At 56.6% G+C, this 16,403-nt stretch carries 18 protein-coding genes; 4 read left to right on the top strand and 14 right to left on the bottom strand.

Annotated features, from left to right (window positions below):
• Positions 1 to 48: 48 nt before the first annotated feature.
• The 4 genes from FUU19_RS22755 to FUU19_RS22740 form a co-directional block, all read right to left on the bottom strand.
• Positions 49 to 969 (bottom strand): sugar ABC transporter substrate-binding protein, encoded by a 921-nt coding sequence (locus tag FUU19_RS22755; protein ID WP_230490444.1) that lies wholly within the window; start codon positions 967 to 969, stop codon positions 49 to 51.
• A 64-nt stretch (positions 970 to 1,033) separates the two neighbouring features.
• The gene (locus FUU19_RS22750) at positions 1,034 to 2,074 is read right to left on the bottom strand and encodes an ABC transporter permease (RefSeq protein WP_049204184.1); all 1,041 of its coding nucleotides are present in this window, start codon (positions 2,072 to 2,074) and stop codon (positions 1,034 to 1,036) included.
• A 15-nt stretch (positions 2,075 to 2,089) separates the two neighbouring features.
• Positions 2,090 to 3,574 carry a sugar ABC transporter ATP-binding protein gene (locus FUU19_RS22745; protein WP_025302466.1) on the bottom strand — a complete coding sequence of 495 codons (1,485 nt, stop codon included), beginning with the start codon at positions 3,572 to 3,574 and terminating at the stop codon, positions 2,090 to 2,092.
• 75 nt (positions 3,575 to 3,649) lie between these two features.
• Entirely contained in the window at positions 3,650 to 4,579 is a 930-nt protein-coding gene (locus tag FUU19_RS22740) for a sugar ABC transporter substrate-binding protein (protein WP_141969395.1), read from the bottom strand.
• 484 nt (positions 4,580 to 5,063) lie between these two features.
• Between FUU19_RS22740 and FUU19_RS22735 the strand changes: the two genes are divergently transcribed.
• From FUU19_RS22735 to dcuR, 3 genes are all read left to right on the top strand, one after another.
• Positions 5,064 to 5,906 carry a class I fructose-bisphosphate aldolase gene (locus FUU19_RS22735; RefSeq protein WP_202669337.1) on the top strand — a complete coding sequence of 281 codons (843 nt, stop codon included), beginning with the start codon at positions 5,064 to 5,066 and terminating at the stop codon, positions 5,904 to 5,906.
• 125 nt (positions 5,907 to 6,031) lie between these two features.
• The gene (locus tag FUU19_RS22730) at positions 6,032 to 7,645 is read left to right on the top strand and encodes a sensor histidine kinase (protein WP_230490443.1); all 1,614 of its coding nucleotides are present in this window, start codon (positions 6,032 to 6,034) and stop codon (positions 7,643 to 7,645) included.
• Positions 7,638 to 8,357, top strand: a complete 720-nt coding sequence (gene dcuR, locus FUU19_RS22725) for a two-component system response regulator DcuR (RefSeq protein ID WP_004940959.1) — start codon at positions 7,638 to 7,640, stop codon at positions 8,355 to 8,357. Before FUU19_RS22730 ends, dcuR begins: the two co-directional genes overlap by 8 nt.
• A 37-nt stretch (positions 8,358 to 8,394) precedes the next feature.
• Here the strand turns inward: dcuR and FUU19_RS22720 are convergent, their stop codons facing one another.
• From FUU19_RS22720 to fabV, 6 genes are all read right to left on the bottom strand, one after another.
• A complete protein-coding gene (locus tag FUU19_RS22720; protein ID WP_202669336.1) occupies positions 8,395 to 8,730 on the bottom strand; it encodes a hypothetical protein in 336 nt (111 codons plus the stop codon).
• 33 nt (positions 8,731 to 8,763) lie between these two features.
• Entirely contained in the window at positions 8,764 to 9,300 is a 537-nt protein-coding gene (locus tag FUU19_RS22715; RefSeq protein WP_230490442.1) for a hypothetical protein, read from the bottom strand.
• A complete protein-coding gene (locus tag FUU19_RS22710; RefSeq protein WP_230490441.1) occupies positions 9,251 to 9,550 on the bottom strand; it encodes a hypothetical protein in 300 nt (99 codons plus the stop codon). The genes FUU19_RS22715 and FUU19_RS22710 overlap by 50 nt, the downstream gene beginning before the upstream one ends.
• Before the next feature lie 637 nt (positions 9,551 to 10,187).
• Positions 10,188 to 10,403, bottom strand: a complete 216-nt coding sequence (locus FUU19_RS22705; protein WP_025302459.1) for a helix-turn-helix domain-containing protein — start codon at positions 10,401 to 10,403, stop codon at positions 10,188 to 10,190.
• Positions 10,404 to 10,410: 7 nt separating this feature from the next.
• A complete protein-coding gene (locus FUU19_RS22700) occupies positions 10,411 to 10,974 on the bottom strand; it encodes a DUF2975 domain-containing protein (protein WP_033642723.1) in 564 nt (187 codons plus the stop codon).
• Between the two features lie 166 nt (positions 10,975 to 11,140).
• Positions 11,141 to 12,340, bottom strand: coding sequence for an enoyl-ACP reductase FabV (fabV, locus tag FUU19_RS22695; protein WP_230490440.1), 1,200 nt, complete (start codon positions 12,338 to 12,340; stop codon positions 11,141 to 11,143).
• Between the two features lie 285 nt (positions 12,341 to 12,625).
• Here fabV and FUU19_RS22690 point away from each other — a divergent pair, with 285 nt between their 5' ends.
• Positions 12,626 to 12,928 (top strand): hypothetical protein, encoded by a 303-nt coding sequence (locus FUU19_RS22690; protein ID WP_016928136.1) that lies wholly within the window; start codon positions 12,626 to 12,628, stop codon positions 12,926 to 12,928.
• 50 nt (positions 12,929 to 12,978) lie between these two features.
• Here the strand turns inward: FUU19_RS22690 and FUU19_RS22685 are convergent, their stop codons facing one another.
• From FUU19_RS22685 to umuD, 4 genes are all read right to left on the bottom strand, one after another.
• Positions 12,979 to 13,329 carry a DUF4377 domain-containing protein gene (locus tag FUU19_RS22685; RefSeq protein WP_025302454.1) on the bottom strand — a complete coding sequence of 117 codons (351 nt, stop codon included), beginning with the start codon at positions 13,327 to 13,329 and terminating at the stop codon, positions 12,979 to 12,981.
• A 128-nt stretch (positions 13,330 to 13,457) separates the two neighbouring features.
• Entirely contained in the window at positions 13,458 to 13,865 is a 408-nt protein-coding gene (locus tag FUU19_RS22680) for a hypothetical protein (protein ID WP_230490439.1), read from the bottom strand.
• Positions 13,866 to 14,316: 451 nt separating this feature from the next.
• A complete protein-coding gene (gene umuC, locus FUU19_RS22675; protein ID WP_230490438.1) occupies positions 14,317 to 15,585 on the bottom strand; it encodes a translesion error-prone DNA polymerase V subunit UmuC in 1,269 nt (422 codons plus the stop codon).
• Positions 15,585 to 16,007 (bottom strand): translesion error-prone DNA polymerase V autoproteolytic subunit, encoded by a 423-nt coding sequence (umuD, locus tag FUU19_RS22670; protein ID WP_033637997.1) that lies wholly within the window; start codon positions 16,005 to 16,007, stop codon positions 15,585 to 15,587. The genes umuC and umuD overlap by 1 nt, the downstream gene beginning before the upstream one ends.
• Between the last annotated feature and the right edge of the window lie 396 nt (positions 16,008 to 16,403).

The following is a 16,403-nucleotide window of genomic DNA, read 5'->3' as shown; positions in this document are numbered from 1 at the left end:
AAAAGGCGCTGCAAGCAGCGCCCCGGCAACGCGAACCTGGCGGTTAACTCACGGCCTGGCCGCGTATTTCCCCTGATTGGCCGGCGTCACCAGCTCGAACGGGATCCAGTAATACGGCTCGAGTTTTTCACCGTTAATCATGCGCTGCGCCACATCGACCGAAGCCTTGCCCTGGCCAACCGCGTCCTGGAACACCGTGACCTGCATCTTGCCGGAAGCCAGCGCCTTGAGGCCGTCCGGCGTGGCGTCGATGCCGCCGATCAGCACTTTCTGGTCCACCTTGCCCGCCTGCTGCAGCGCCATGATCGCGCCGATCGCCATCTCGTCGTTGTTGGCGGCGACGATGTCGATCGCTTCGCCGTTGGTCAGCCAGTTCATCATCAGATCCATGCCTTCACTGCGTGAATAGTTGGCGCTCTGCTTCTGCACCACCTTCATTTTCGGGTACCTGGCCACCACCTGCTCCACGTCTTTGGTGCGCTGCAGCGCGCCGGCGTCGGTCAGATTGCCGATCATCACCGCCACGTTGCCCTGATAGTTGGCCAGCCGCGCCAGTTCCTCCATCTGCAGCGTGCCGGACTCCCGCTCGTCGGAGCCGACGAACACCACGCCCTGCGGCAGTTTGGCGTCGCCCGGCGTGCGGTTCACGTACACCAGCGGCACGCCGGCGGCCTGCACCATTTTGGTCATCACCGGGGTGCTGGCCGAGTTGACCGGATCGACGATAATCGCGTCTACCCCGGCGCTGATAAAGCTCTGCACCTGATCGGTCTGGCGGCCGACGTCGCCGCGCGCGTCTTCGAACTGTACGGTAATGCCGCGCGCTTTGGCCTCCTTGTCGATCGCCTGACGGATAATGGTGAGGAAGTTCTGGTCGAAATAGGCCATCGATACGCCGATGGTTTGCGCCCATGCCGGAGTGGACGCACACAGCGCCACCGCCAGCCACAGCCCTTTCAGGTAGTTCATGATGTGTCCCCCGGATAAAAAAATGCCGCCGGCCCACCTTGGCACCGGCGGCAATTCACGGCAATCAGTGTTTTTTGCGGTTGCGCCGCATGTCGATCGACACGGCGGCGACGATAATCACGCCCTTGATGATGTCCTGAATGTAAGAGTCGACGCCGATAAAGGTGAAGCCGCTTTTGATCAGGCCGAGGATCACCGCGCCGATCAGCGTGCCGGTAATGCGCCCGACGCCGCCCATCAAGCTGCTGCCGCCGATCACCGCCGCGGCGATGGCGTCCAGCTCGTACGACATCCCCATGCTCGACTGGCCGCTGCTGACGCGCGCCGCCAGCACCACGCCCGCCAACCCCGCCAGGCCGCCGGCGATGGTGTAAACCGTCACCAGGTACTTATTGACGTTGATGCCGGAGACCCGCGCCGAGGTCATGTTGCCGCCGATGGCGTAGATGTATTTGCCGTAGCGGGTGTGTTTGAGTGCGATATGGAAGATCACCGCAATCACCAGGAAGATGATCACCGGCATTGCGCCCTGGCCGATTGACGTGAAGCCGTCCGACAGGAAACTGACCGGGTTGCCCTTGGTGTAGTACTGCGCCAGACCGCGCGCCGATACCATCATCCCCAGCGTGGCGATGAACGGCGGAATGCCGGTGCGGGTGATCAGGAAGCCGTTGATAAAGCCGCAGACGATGCCCACCCCGATCCCGGCGCCGATCGGGATCGCCGCCGGCAGATCGAGCAGCCCCGGATACATCGGCGAGATGCTGTCCGAGGTCTGCGCCAGGCTGGCCGCCACCACCGCGGTCAGCGCAATCAGCGAGCCGGAGGAGAGATCGATACCGGTGGTGATGATCACCTGGGTGACGCCCACCGCGATGATGCCGATGATCGCCACCTGCAGCACGATCAGCAGCAGGCGGTTCGGGTTCAGCAGGAACGACTGATCGCGCATGTACCAGCCGAGGATTTCGAAGATCAGCGCAATGCCGATCATCACGATGAAGATGCCGGTATCCTTCGGCATTTTGCCGCTCAGCCCGGAGAACAGCCCTCCCTTGCCCGTTGAATCGGCGGAGAGCGGCTTCTCAATCTTTACGTTACTCATGATGTTCACCCTTCGTTATTCTGAGGCCAGCGCCAGGATCTTCTCCTGGTCCGCGTCGTCTTTGTCCAAAATGCCGGTGATGCGGCCGCCGTGCATCACCATCACCCGGTCGCTCATGCCGAGGATCTCCGGCAGCTCGGAAGACACCAGAATGATGGCGACGCCGCGGTTGGCCAGCTCGCTGATCAGGCGGTAGATTTCCGCTTTCGCCCCCACGTCGATGCCGCGCGTCGGTTCGTCGAGGATCAGGATTTTCGGCTGCGCCAGCAGCCAGCGCGCGATCAGCACCTTCTGCTGGTTGCCGCCGCTGAGGTTATTGATGATCTGATCCATGGTCGGCGTTTTGATGTTGAGCTTTTTAATCTGATCCATGCAGTCTTTGGCCATCTGCACGTGGCTGACGAAACCGTTCTTGCCGATGTATTCCGACAGGTTGACGATGCTCATGTTCTCGACCACCGACAGCACCAGAAACAGGCCGGATTTCTTGCGGTCTTCGGTGAGAAACGCCAGCCCGCTCTCGATCGCTTTCGCTGGGGAATCCACCTTCACCGCCTGGCCTTCGATAAAGATCTCACCGCCGTCCGCCGGGTGCATGCCGAACAGGCTTTCCATCACTTCGCTGCGCCCGGCGCCCACCAGCCCGGCGACGCCGAGGATCTCGCCGCGCTTGACGCTGAACGACACGTCGTGGAACCAGCCGCTGCGGCGCAGCCCCGCCACCCGCAGCACTTCCTCGCCGATATTGTTGTTGAATTTGGGGAACATCTGCGTCAGTTCGCGCCCCACCATCATGGTGATCAGCGACTGTTTGGTCAGGTTTTCGGTTTTGTCGCAGGCGATGAAGGTGCCGTCGCGGAAGATGCTCACTTCGTCGGTGATGGCGAAGATCTCGTCCATCTTGTGGCTGATATAGATAATGCCTTTGCCCTGCTCGCGCAGTTCGCGGATGATGGCGAACAGGTGCACCACTTCGCCTTCGGTCAGCGCCGAGGTCGGTTCATCCATGATCAATACGTCGGCGTTGTAGGACACCGCCTTGGCGATCTCCACCATCTGCTGGTTGGCGATGCTCAGCTCGCCCACCAGCGTATCCGGCTGCAGTTTGATGTTCAGCCGCGCCAGCAGTTCGCGGGTCTGTTCATTCAGCTGCTCGTGGTTGACGAACCCCAGCCGCGCCGGCTCGCGCCCCAGCCAGATGTTTTCCGCCACCGTCATGTCAGGCACCAGGTTCAGCTCCTGGTGGATCATGGAAATGCCCGAATGCAGCGCCTGTAGCGTGTCGCTGAAGGTGACCGGCCGACCTTTGATTTTGATCGAGCCTTCGTCCGGGTGGTAGATGCCTATCAGGCATTTCATCAGCGTCGATTTGCCCGCGCCGTTTTCCCCCATCAGCGCGTGCACGCTGCCGGGTTTGATTTTAATCGAGACCTTATCCAGCGCTTTGACGCCGGGGAACTGCTTGCTGATGCCTTCGGCCTCAAGAACATAAGGGTACATACCGCTTACCTCCGCACTGACCCACGTTTTCCGCCGCGCTCGCCCCACACCGGCGCCCGCGGCGGGCTTCAAGGCTTATTTCTTGTTTTTATCGGCGAATTGCTGGTAATTGGCCTGGGTGATCAGTTGGTAAGGGATCAGCACGTTGCTCTCCACTTTCTCGCCTTTCACCAGTTGAACGGCGGTCTGCACCGCGCCCTCACCCTGGCCTTTGGCGTCCTGGAATACGCTCAGCGCCAGATCGCCCTTCTTGATGAACTCCAGCGCGTCCGGCGTGCCGTCAACGCCGGCCACCAGCACGCCGGATTTCTTGGCTTGCTTCAGCGCCAAAATAGCGCCGATGGCCATTTCGTCGTTGTTGGAAGCGATGGCGTCAATCTGCTGGCCGGACAAAATCCAGTCGGTGGTGACGTCCACCGCCTCTTTGCGGAAGAACTTGGCGGTTTGCTTGTCGACTATTTTGATGCCGGGGTAGTTGGCCGCTACCTCTTCCACGCCGCGGGTGCGGTCGCGCGTGGCTTCGCTCGACAGCTCGCCCATCAGGATCATCACGTTGCCCTTGCCGTTCATCAGCTTGGCCAGCGCCTCCATCTGCAGCTTGCCGGCCAGCTTGGAGTCGGAGCCGACGTAGGCCATGCCGGCTGGCAGCGCCACTTCCGGCTTGCGGTTGACGAACACCAGCGGGATCTTGGCCTTCTCGGCCAGCTTGATCATCGGCTTAACGCCCTGGGTATCCACCGGGTTGAGGATGATGGCGTCGACGCCCTGGCTGACGAAGTTTTCGATTTGTTGAATTTGCTGCGCGATGTCGCCCTTGGCGTCTTCGAACTGGCCGCTGACGTTGCCGTCGGCCTTCATTTTGCTTTGCATCGACTGGCGCAGAATGGTGAGGAAGTTGTCATCGAAGTAAGCCATGGAAACGCCGATCTTGATGTCTTTCGCCAACACGCTGGCCGGCAGCATGCACATCAATACCGAGGCGGCGATCAGTTTCTTCAGCTTCATGTTCGTTACCCTTTAATCGTTAGAATGAAGAGGTCTGTTGGTTGACAGCTAATGAAAAATATTTTTTACATTCAAACAACATTACGGTCGGTGTTATCCCTTTGATACGGCGAATTTACCGTGTTATCGCCGTATTAAGGCCGTAGACAAAATGGTGATCGATATCTCAAAATAGATTAAAAACAATCAATTGAAATAAACCCCTGGCATAACAAACGGCGTCTTTAGCGCGCTTTTAAATGTTTATTTCATAATTGAGATTATTGAAACTTTTTAACCCAAACAAGCGAAACATGCATTTTGGAATGGCTTATTAACAAAAACATGACACGGATCTAACAAATGAAATGAAAGCCGCCGGCAAGCGTTCCCCTTTCGTGCGCCGGCAAAAACTGCGAGCGGCCACGCAGTTTGCGGTTTCCGCGTTTCCCGACCATCCTTACTCGGCAATAATGGACATATCCCTATCTCAGGAGGACCTGACATGCAGCTCAGCAGTAAGGTGCGGATGAACCGCCTGTTCAATAACGGCAAATGCCTGGATGTGGCGATCGATCACGGCATCGCCAACGAACCGGATTTCTTGATCGGTCTGGAAGATATCGAACGGGTGATGGGCAACCTGATCGCCGCGCGCCCCGACGCCATTCAGGTCAACTACGGCCAGGCGGATCTGCTGCAGTGCGCGCCGCAGCGCGAAAAACCGGCGCTGGTGATGCGCACCGACGTCGGCAACGCCTATAACGCCGCGCGCCACCGCGAAATGTGGGCGGTGCTGCACAACCCGGAGGCGCCGATCCTGGCGGCGCTGCAAATGGACGCCGCCGCGGTGGTGGTCAATCTGTATATGATCCCGGATGAGCCCGGTATTTTCCGCCAGTGCGTGGAGAACATCGGCCGCCTGCGCCACGCCTGCGATCGCTACGCCATGCCGCTGATGATCGAACCGCTGGTGATGGCGCCGGCCGGCCAGGGCGCCGCCTACGGTTCACTGGGTGACGTGGAGAAGATCGTGCCGCTGGTGCGGCTGGCGCGTGAGCTGGGCGCCGACATCATCAAGGCCGACCCGACCGAACGGGTGGAAGACTTCCACCGCGTGGTGGAAGCGGCGCGCTGCCCGACGCTGGTGCGCGGCGGCGGTAAAGGGGAGCTGGGGCCGGTGCTGGAGAAATCCGCCGCGCTGATGGCCCAGGGCGCATCCGGCATGGTCTATGGCCGTAATGTCTATCAACACAGCAATCCGTCGCAGGTGGTGCGCGCCCTGATGGCGATCATCCATCAGGGGGCCAGCGGCCAACAGGCGCTGGAGATCTACCACCAGCAGTGACCCGCTTTTGTAACTAAAATAACCCCTCCGCACTCCGGCAGCATGCTATAACCTGCTGCCGGTAACTGCAGCTTGCCTCATTCCTCGCTAGAATACGCCGTGATATCGCCATTCGGAGAACCGCCATGCCAAAACAACGGGTGCCGCTCAAGCTGAGCACCGCCATCACGCTGATGGTGTCCGCCATCATCGCTTCGGTGCTGCTGGTGGTGTTCGCGCTGTTTTTCGTGCAGATGAGCCGCGAGGGGCAAGATCAGCTGCAGCAGAAAGCCATCGCCGTCGCCAATACGCTGGCGCTCTCCAGCACGGTGGTTGACGGCCTGCAGCGGCGCGACCAAAGCGGCGCCATTCAGCGCTTCGCCGAGCAGGTGCGCCATCAAAACGAGCTGCTGTTCGTGGTGGTGGTGGATATGCAGGGCATCCGCTATTCGCACCCCAAACCCTGGCTGATCGGTAAGCATTTTATCGGCGAAGATCTGGCGCCGGCGCTGCAGGGCAACGTCAACAGCGCCATCAACCGCGGCACGCTGGCCCCGGCGCTGCGGGTGTTCGTGCCGGTGTATGACGCGCAGAAACAGCAAATCGGCGTGGTGGCGCTCGGCATCGCGCTGGACACCGTGCAGCGGGTGGTGTCGGAAAGCCGCTGGATCATCTATTGGACCATCGCCTTCGCCGCGCTGGTCGGCAGCCTGGGCACCTTCTTCCTGGTCTCCGCGCTCAAGCGCATCATGCTGGGTTTCGAGCCTTACGAAATCTCCAACCTGTTCGAACAGCGCAACGCCATGCTGCAATCGATTAAAGAAGGCGTGATCGCGGTCGATAATGAATCCCGCATCACCATCGTCAACGACGAGGCCAAGCGCCTGCTGCGCCAAAGCGGCCCGGTGGAAAACCTGCTGCTGGAAGCCGCCAGCAAACATTGGCCGGCGCAGCTGCATCTGGCGGAAGTGCTGGCCAGCGGCAAGCCGCTACGCGATCGGCAGATCAGCTTCAACGGCAGCGAACTGCTGACCAATACCGTGCCGGTGATCGTCAATGGTCAGGTGACCGGCGCCATCGCCACCTTCCGCGACAAGACCGAGGTCAGCCGCCTGCTGCAACGCCTGAGCGGCATGGCGCACTACGCCGATGCGCTGCGGGTGCAGTCGCACGAATTTATGAACAAGCTGCACGTGATACTCGGCATGCTGCACATGAAGGCTTATCAGCAGTTGGAAAACTACATCATCAATACCGCCAGCAACTACCAGGAAGAGATCGGCGCGCTGCTGCGCAAAATTCACTCGCCGGAAGTGGCGGGCTTCTTCATCGGCAAGATCAGCCGCGCCCACGAAGCCGGCGTTGAGCTGACCATCGAGGAGACCAGCCTGCTGCCGGAAACCGACGACGCGGAAACCACCCATGTGCTGATCAGCGTCCTCGGCAATCTGATCGAAAACGCCATCGACGCCATCGACGGCGTTGAGGGCCACGAGATCGGCCTGAGCTTCCATCACCACGACGATCAATTACACTGTATCGTCAGCGACGACGGCCCCGGCATCGATCCGGCGATCGGCGCGCGCATCTTCGAACACGGATTTTCCACCAAGGGAACGGGACGCGGCATCGGCCTGGCGCTGATCCGCAGCCATCTGGAGAAACTGGGCGGCAGCATCGATTTCGAATCCGAACCGGGCGAGCTGACCCAATTTTTCGTGCACCTTCCCTATCAGGCCAAGAGCAGAGCCCATGATTAACGTACTGATTGTCGACGACGACCCGATGGTGGCAGAGCTAAACAAATACTACCTGAGCCAGGTCGGCGGTTTTCACTGCCAGGCGACGGTCGCCACTCTGAGCCAGGCGCGCGCCCTGCTGGCCGATGCCAGCGTCAGCATCGATCTGGTGTTGCTGGATATCTACATGCAGCAGGAGAACGGGCTGGATCTGCTGCCCGGCCTGCGCGAGCTCGGCGAGAAGACCGATGTGATCATCATCTCCTCCGCCAGCGACGTGAACACGGTGCAAAAAGCGCTGCACTACGGCGTGGTGGATTACCTGATCAAGCCGTTCCAGTTCAGCCGCTTCAAGGAGGCGCTGAGCCACTACCGGCAACAGTCGCAGCTCTTGGCGCAGCGCGAGTTTTCGCAGGCCGACGTCGACAGCCTGCTGCGCCGCCAGCCCGGCGGCCAGGAGAGCAAGAAACTGCCGAAGGGGCTGACCAGCATCACCCTGAGCACGGTGTGCGAGTGGATCGAACAGCAGCACGACAGCGAATTCTCCACCGACAACCTGGCCAACGCCATCGGCATTTCGCGGGTGTCCTGCCGCAAGTACCTCATCTATCTGGCGGAGAGCGGCATTCTCGGCACCCGTATTCTGTACGGCGCCACCGGCCGACCGGTCTATCTGTATCAGTTGAAACCGGACGCGATCGCCATGCTGAAAGAGCATTGCCGCCCGGCCTAAACGACGCCGGGCGCAGAAAGCGCCCGGACGTTGAAGGCTAGAAGTTGTGCATGTAACACTTCGCCTCGGGGTGAGGATCTTTCGAGTGTCTGCGCAGGCAACGCTGCTTTTTCTCCTGCTGTTCCAGGTTCCGCTGCTGCCGCTCGGCGGCCTCTGCGGCCTCGCGCTGCTGTTCCCGTGCAATCGCCTGCTCGTTGACCAGCGTCAGGTTATCGACATTCCACACCTTGTGACGCAATGCGTCGCGCTTTTTCTGGTACTCCTCGGTGATCTTACTGTCCTTCGGCGCCGCCGCATGGTATTCCAGATCCACCCGCGCCTGCGCGAAGCTGGCGCAACACAAGGCCATGCCGGCCAACACTATCATTTTCATCGATAAACTCCTGACAAATCCCTGTTCTCATCTTTAGCAATTCAGCGGTCGACCATTCAGCCATGCCCGGCAATATGCGCCGACAAACGGCCGATGCGGCCCCATCAGGGACGTCCGCCGCAGACGCAGCGACAGGCAGCGGACAATATCGGCTCCCTGTTCACAGGCCGATCGGGCGCTCTGGTGCCCCTGCGCAGAACGTCTCGCCGTTTTCTGCATTTGCAACCGCATTTCCAACGCTTCCCGCTCCGCACGCAGCCGCGCCAGCTGCATGCGCTCCGCCTGAATCTGTTCAGCCAACCAAATATGCTGCAACAAGCCATCCAGCCGCGCCGGGCATCCCGCCGCCGAAGAACTTTCCGTCGAAGCGCCGGGCGAGGAATGACGATCGATGAACGCCTGACTGCAAAATGAGGCCAACAGTGCCAGCGCCGCAGCGATTAACGAGGGTAGTTTCAATACACAAGCTCCATGAATAAGCCGACTGGGGCGCGCCACGAAAAATGACGCAGAGAACCGTTCAACAACCATTGAGTGAAGACACATGAGGCTCTGCGGGATCTGGCGCATGTTGCCCTCCCGTCGCCGGCGTTTTCGCGTTTTCGGCATCGCATTCGACCAGACGCGCCAAGGTTTCAGCCTCATTCTCCGTGGGTGGGCTCGGCACCGCTATCTCTTGTCGCAGGCCATGCGCCAGCTCTTTCAATTTCTTCTGAAACAGCACGGGAGAAATTCCCTCGCATTGCCGATCGTAACGGGCCGCATTTGCTTGCAGACTCAACAACGACATTATCAACATGGCGACAATACGCTTTGCCATTGAAAACTCCTGTAATGATGTCTGGGTATGTCGATATAAATTCAACAAGCAGAGATTCATCGTTTAAAGATAAATAACGCATCGGAAAAACAGAGTAGCGAATTAATAATAAACCGTTCCACAATATCTCTGAGATAACGTCTGGCGCCACGCCGAATAAAGAGTGGTGATTAGCGCCCCTCTATTTTCGACCAGTCCAGCCTACCGCCGATACCGACCCGGCCTTCATTCAGCACGGAAGCAGCGGATTCGCCGGCGATAATACGCTGTTTTTGTTCTCGCGTTGCGGGCTGCGGTGCTCCCCAATTCCCCCAGTGAGTGGAGGAGGATGAGGATGAAACAGTGGGGTAAATGGCACTGCATCCGTTTAATACCAGACACAATGCCAGAAGATAATTACGCCATGTCATACTATTCCCCTTAAAATAACGCCATTGGCAGTGACGGTAAATGAAAAATGAGTTTATTTAGTTTAATAACGTTCGCCGCATGCCATCGCCTGCGACAAAAAGAATACGCCGGTGTTAATCACCCGTTATTTTAATTAACCTGAATAAAACAAATATCGCTCAATAAGATAACGCTAATCGCAGAAATGGGCCAACAGGTTCAGCGCACTTCCGAGTGCGCTGGGATCTTACTCTTCGCCGTCCGGCTGCCAGGCCAACAGATCGCCAGGCTGGCAGTCGAGAATGCGGCAGATCTTGTCCAGCGTTTCCAGCCTGACTCCCTTGACCTTGCCGTTTTTCAACAGAGACAGGTTTTGCTCAGTGATCCCCACCTGCTCCGCCAGCTCCTTTGAACGCATCTTCCTTTTGGCCAACATGACATCAAGACTTACGATTATTGCCACTCTATTCTCACACGAAAGAAAGCTGTTCTTCATTCAGCCGCAACGCTTCCAGAAATACCCGGCTAAATACCAGGATTGCGCAGCCTACGATCAGCGAGCGCACCGACTCGCTATTGACGCCATAATAAAGGATAAACAGCATTTTTTCATCGGCGGTCAATACCATCACCTGCAGCAGACCGGCTAACGACGGGAACAACACATCGACGATCAGCAAGATGCCGATGATCTGCAACAGCACCATATTGTTGCGATGCCACACGTTGCCGCGGAAAAATTGATAAAACAGCCCGGCGCCGCACAGCAGCGCGCTGTAATAGGGCAAATAACCGAGCATGTCGATAACCAGCGTGGCGAACAGCGCCCAGCGTTGCTGCGGGATCGCGTAGGCAAGCAGCTCCGGGTAATATTCCCGGTAAGAGGCGACGATATCGCGATAGGCTACGCCTTGCAGCCAGTCCCGCACGATGATGAACATCTCAACGCCGGTGCTGACGATCAGCATCGCCATAATGAGCAAACACAGACAACGCACATACAGCGGCAGATGGATCCTTGGCGCAGCGCCCATAATTTTCTATCCCTTAATCAACAGCAATAACAGCAATAAATTATCGTAAAACGATAATTTATTGCTGTCAATGATCAAGTGGACTGATGAGTCAGACGGTGGTCGCCAACGCGCGGACAATAAAAAAGGCCGGGCTAACCCGACCTTGTTTGACTGCTCGCCGCGCTTAGACCAGCTCGATCACATCGAAGTTGGCTTCGCCGCTCAGATCGGCGTCGTAGTCAACGCCCTGCAGACCAAAGCCGAACAGGCGCAGGAATTCCGCCTTGTAGCCCTGGTAATCGGTCAGTTCGTTGATGTTGCTGTCGTTCAGCTGCTGCCAGATTTCACGGCAGGTTTCCTGCACGGCGTCGCGCAGTTCCCAGTCATCCAGGCGCAGACGGTGTTTCTCGTCGGTGTCCGGTGCCACGCCGCTGTACAGCTTGGTCGCGAACAGACGCTGGATCTGCTCGATGCAGCCTTCGTGAATGCCCTGCTCCTTCATGATTTTGAACACGATGGAGATATACAGCGGCATCACCGGAATGGCAGAGGAAGCCTGAGTCACTACCGACTTGAGCACCGCAACGTAAGCCGCGCCGCCTTTGGCCTGCAGCTTCTGGTTGATGGCCTGCGCCGCGCGATCCAGATCTTCTTTCGCCTTGCCCAGCGTGCCGTGCCAGTAGATTGGCCAGGTCAAATCGGTACCGATGTAGGAGTAAGCGACAGACTGCGCGTTATCCGCCAGCACGCCCGCTTCGTCCAGCGCGTCCATCCACAGCTGCCAGTCCTGGCCGCCCATCACCTTCACGGTGTCGGCGATTTCTTGCTCGTTGGCCGGCTCGACCACGGCTTCAACCAGCACGTCTTTGTTGGTATCCAGCGCGACGGATTTGTACGGCTCGCCGATCGGCTTCAGTGCGGAACGCACCACTTCGCCGGTTTCCGGCATTTTACGCACCGGCGAAGCCAGCGAGTAAACCACCAGGTCAACCTGACCCAGGTCTTTTTTGATCAGATCGATCACGGTCTGACGGCACTCGTTGGAGAATGCGTCGCCGTTGATGCTTTTCGCGTACAGGCCTTCTTCTTTAGCTGCCTTGTCGAAACCGGCGGAGTTGTACCAACCGGCGGAACCGGTTTTGCCTTCGCTGCCAGGCTTCTCGAAAAATACGCCGATGGTGGCCGCACCGCTGCCGAAAGCGGCATTGATGCGCGAGGCCAGACCGTAACCGGTGGATGCACCAATGACCAGCACCTTTTTAGGCCCGTTTTTCAGTTCGCCGCGCGACTTAACGTAGGCGATTTGCTCACGGACGTTGGCTTCACAGCCTGCCGGGTGAGCGGTGGTGCAGATAAAACCACGAATTTTAGGTTTGATAATCATAGTAATTTTTTCTTGGTAGCTAAAAACCGAAGGACAATATACCTGATTTTCTCGATATACTTAAGAAAGTGCGAAAACAAGCGCAGTGAACAGACCAGTTTAGTCGAGGGATCAGGGTTGCCCAACTCCGCATCGTGATGCCTCCACGCGCCACGCTTCGCACCCTCAGCGCGTTCAAGCCTTCCCTCTTAAATCAGCAAAAGTTGATCATGCTTCTGGCGTTGCGTTATGGTGTGGCTGTTTTTCGGTCGAATATCAGGGAAGATAAAATCACCAGGAACAGTGATGGAACCAACTTTATATTATATTCTTTCTACTCTCGCTGCCGCGGCCTGTCTGGCCGTGAAATACGGCTTCAGACCGCCTCTGGGTTCCAAGGGTTATGTCGTTCTGGTTACGATATGTTTTTTAATCCTTTGCTGGCAATTTACCCTTTTTGCCAACGGCAACGCGATGTTTATTGCTGACTCTGAAACATGGACCAAAGAAAATTGGCCTCTACGCTACTGTGCGTTGGGGTTTGCTCTTGCACATGCCTTCGCCACTTTCGAATCCTCCAGAAGAAAGAAAAAAGACAAACTTTCCTGAAGTCGTCACCACCAAATGAAACGCCATTTGGTGGTGACAAGGTAGATCCATTACGCCTTGTTCTTTTCCAGCTGCTCAATCAGCGTATAACGCAGCGATGAGGCATCGGCCGGCACGTTCTCCACCGGGGTAACAAGCACTTTCAGCCGATACTGATAACCCGGTTCGAAGGTGAAACCCTCGATGCCGGTATAGAACAACTCCCACGGCTGCTGCGCGGAGCGACGCACCTGCATGCACTTCATCGGGCCGACGCCCACGCAGTCCACCAGCGCGCTGTTTACCAGCAACACTTCCGTTTGGCCGCCTTTCTCATTTGCGGGCTGATTCATTGAGGTTCCCTCCTGGCTGCAGCCGGCCAATGCGGCCAACGCAACAAATAACAACGCTTTGATTTTCAATGTACTGCACCAATAGTCATGTAGGTCAGACGATCCTAACAAATTGACTGGATGAATTGAACCTTGCTCCGTATCACAGAGGCGACATTATTCGCTCGCGCTTATTCTCATACGTTACAGGACAGCGGTCATGACGGTACGTTGTCGTTTATATCATCAGTATCGATGAGAAAACCGGCATCACGAATCGCCGCCCTCACCTGCCTGGCGTCCATCACCGCCGTTTTCACATAGCCAAAGAATGCCACCCGCGCGCCGGGCAAACGGACTGGCGTCGCCAGTTGGGCACTGAGTTCGCGATTGCGCTGCGCCATCTGCTCGGCACGCGCCTGCCAAAATGCAGCCGGTTCGGAGGGAGTTTCAGTGGCGGTTTCGAACCGAGACGCCAATTCGCTTAGCGCCTCCCACTCCGCCAACAGGGCGGCAACCACTTCAGGATTAGCCACCTGCCCCCAGTCAGAGGGTAAAATCCCCTCACGCCACGCCTCGAGATAGCCGGGCAACGCCCTCTTCAACCGACTCAGCCGATCGTTCAACGCAGGTGTCCTTTTACAACTACAACGCCTAATATCTTGATATTCCCCATAATGCCGCTCTCGCTTAACCGGTGATGGGAGCAATGACCGGAGCTTATCAGCGCCATACATGACGTAATGACTTTTGGTGCGGCTAAATTAGCGATATGTGCGGGTGGGGAATAAGGATGGAGATCGGGTTGGTGGCTGTGACTCGAAAAGAGGAGCGGAGATTGTTGCTTGCGGATTAAGAGGAATTTACTTATAAATCAATCACACAAAAAAAGACCGAATACGATTCCTTTATACGAAAAAGAATGAAAATATCCTTTTTTAACAATGCCTTATCAACCTTTCAGCCTTTGCAATCCCTTGCTATACCTTGCATTCCATGCTTTTAATTTCAGATAGTTACCAGAACCCTCGGAGCAATTCGGAATAATTTAGGTACTAAAACTCTCAATCACAAACGCTAATATACTCGCGCACGTGGCAGATCACTCAGCCGTGTCGTGTATGCCGGCGACAGTAGCTCACGCTTCATTGACCACACCTGATGCGCCCCTTGTCCTGCAAACCACAGTTTTGCCCTTCCCGAGTTATTGATCCGATCAAGCACCCCCATCAGTTGCTCGCTGTTATGCCGTGGCTTGTACTCATCGAACAACCCCAACTGAGCCACACCTTGACTGTAAAAATCCTGCAGCATCACCCCGCCTTTCTGATATCGATGGCCAGGTTGCCAAACCGCATCCAGGCAACGCATAGCCGCAGCGATAATGTCCCGAGTATCCTGCGTTGGCGTGCTCAGTTTTATGCTTGCGGTGTTGTCATAGTATTCCTCATTGATGGCAAATGGGCTGGTTTTGAGCCACGCGCTGACATGCCGGCAATACTGATGCTCCTCCCTCAACTTCTCCGCTGCACGCGTCGCGTACATGCAAATAGCCTGATGCATCTGGTCATACTCGGTGATCCGATCTCCGAAGCTGCGGCTGCAGATGATCTGTTGTTTTGTCGGCGCAAACTCCTCCAGCTCGAGACAAGGCTGACCACGTAGCTCGCGGACGGTTCGCTCTATCACAACGCTGAAATGCTTGCGGATCATCGTAGTGCTTGCATCGGCCAGTTGGAGTGCCGTTTCTATACCCATCATGTTGAGCTTTTTCGATATCCGGCGTCCGATACCCCAGACCTCATCGACAGGCACGAGGCCCATCAATTTGCGCTGGCGCCCTTCATTGGACAGATCCACTACTCCGCCAGTCTTGTCCCACTTCTTCGCCGCGAAGTTTGCCAGCTTGGCTAACGTCTTGGTTTGGGCAATGCCAACGCCTACAGTTAGCCCAGTGTTGCGCAGTACCTTGGCCCTCACCTGGCGGCCGAAAGTATCCAGATCAATGCAGTTACGAACTCCAGTCAGATCAAGAAAACTTTCGTCAATTGAATACACTTCTACGCGTGGCGCCATCTCTTCTAAAACAGCCATCACACGCTGAGACATGTCGGCGTATAGCTCATAGTTGCTGCTGAACGCGATGCCCCCTGCGCGCTCAAATTCCCGCTTAATTTTGAAATAGGGTTCTCCCATCTTTAACCCTAACGCCTTCGCTTCCTTGCTCCTGGCTACGACGCATCCGTCATTATTCGACAGAACGACGACAGGACGCCCTCGCAGATCTGGGCGCCACAACGTTTCGCAGCTCGCGTAGAAGCTGTTCACATCAGCAAGCGCGTACATCACTTGAGCCTCGTTATCGAAGACACAACAACGCCCATCACCTCCAGATCGTCACCGCCATCATGAAGCAGGATCGGCTCATACTTCGGGTTCATGGGTTCCAATTGCGCGCGAGGATGCAAACAGAGACGCTTCACGGTGAACTCGCCGGCTATGCTGGCAATAACAATATCTCCATGGGCTGGGCTGATGCTGCGGTCAACAACAAGCATAGAGCCCTCAGTGATCCCGGCCTCAAGCATGGAATCACCTGTCGCATAGAGAAAATAGGTCGCATTGGGATGGCTGATGCAGTACTCGTTCAGATCGATGCGCGAACTGACGTAATCTGCTGCAGGACTGGGAAACCCCGCCGGCACCTTGTCGGCGAAAAGCGGGATTTTGAGCTTGGTTGGGTTTGGTGTTGGATAAAAGAAAGTCATAATGTTGCCTTGTTACTGTGTTTTTATACAGTATATGCGCAAGATTTTGACGGGGGAAAGTTCGGATTTTTGTTAGAAAGGTAGGATATTGATCGGTAAAGAAAGATAGTTTCGATGAATGGCCGAGTTCCCTCCAGGCTACAACTCACGATCGAAGTTCGACCTTCAGCGCGTTTTCGCGTCCACAAGTAGAACACTATGCCGATGTTTATCGCGACATTATCCCTTGAGATATCAGTCTGAGAGGAGCGCCAGAACCCAACTATCAGGTGGCGTGAGGCAACGCTGACGGACGGCGTGCTGGGAGTCATACGTTGTTACTACAGTATGTCACCATGCCCCAACGATAGTGATTGTGCTTACTTATCATCTTGATGGGCTAGAAAATTTTGCCAT

Source organism: Serratia montpellierensis (assembly GCF_020858655.1).
GTDB classification, from domain to species: domain Bacteria; phylum Pseudomonadota; class Gammaproteobacteria; order Enterobacterales; family Enterobacteriaceae; genus Serratia; species Serratia montpellierensis.
Note: the sequence above shows the minus strand (reverse complement) of the source record. Positions and strands in the feature narration are given on the sequence as shown.

Bases quoted from the DNA above. Each gene is read 5' to 3' on its own strand.
- FUU19_RS22755 (WP_230490444.1), bottom strand. From the start codon at position 969: ATGAACTACCTGAAAGGGCTGTGGCTGGCGGTGGCGCTGTGTGCGTCC.
- FUU19_RS22750 (WP_049204184.1), bottom strand. From the start codon at position 2,074: ATGAGTAACGTAAAGATTGAGAAGCCGCTCTCCGCCGATTCAACGGGC.
- FUU19_RS22745 (WP_025302466.1), bottom strand. From the start codon at position 3,574: ATGTACCCTTATGTTCTTGAGGCCGAAGGCATCAGCAAGCAGTTCCCC.
- FUU19_RS22740 (WP_141969395.1), bottom strand. From the start codon at position 4,579: ATGAAGCTGAAGAAACTGATCGCCGCCTCGGTATTGATGTGCATGCTG.
- FUU19_RS22735 (WP_202669337.1), top strand. From the start codon at position 5,064: ATGCAGCTCAGCAGTAAGGTGCGGATGAACCGCCTGTTCAATAACGGC.
- FUU19_RS22730 (WP_230490443.1), top strand. From the start codon at position 6,032: ATGCCAAAACAACGGGTGCCGCTCAAGCTGAGCACCGCCATCACGCTG.
- dcuR (WP_004940959.1), top strand. From the start codon at position 7,638: ATGATTAACGTACTGATTGTCGACGACGACCCGATGGTGGCAGAGCTA.
- FUU19_RS22720 (WP_202669336.1), bottom strand. From the start codon at position 8,730: ATGAAAATGATAGTGTTGGCCGGCATGGCCTTGTGTTGCGCCAGCTTC.
- FUU19_RS22715 (WP_230490442.1), bottom strand. From the start codon at position 9,300: ATGCGCCAGATCCCGCAGAGCCTCATGTGTCTTCACTCAATGGTTGTT.
- FUU19_RS22710 (WP_230490441.1), bottom strand. From the start codon at position 9,550: ATGGCAAAGCGTATTGTCGCCATGTTGATAATGTCGTTGTTGAGTCTG.
- FUU19_RS22700 (WP_033642723.1), bottom strand. From the start codon at position 10,974: ATGGGCGCTGCGCCAAGGATCCATCTGCCGCTGTATGTGCGTTGTCTG.
- fabV (WP_230490440.1), bottom strand. From the start codon at position 12,340: ATGATTATCAAACCTAAAATTCGTGGTTTTATCTGCACCACCGCTCAC.
- FUU19_RS22690 (WP_016928136.1), top strand. From the start codon at position 12,626: ATGGAACCAACTTTATATTATATTCTTTCTACTCTCGCTGCCGCGGCC.
- umuC (WP_230490438.1), bottom strand. From the start codon at position 15,585: ATGTACGCGCTTGCTGATGTGAACAGCTTCTACGCGAGCTGCGAAACG.
- umuD (WP_033637997.1), bottom strand. From the start codon at position 16,007: ATGACTTTCTTTTATCCAACACCAAACCCAACCAAGCTCAAAATCCCG.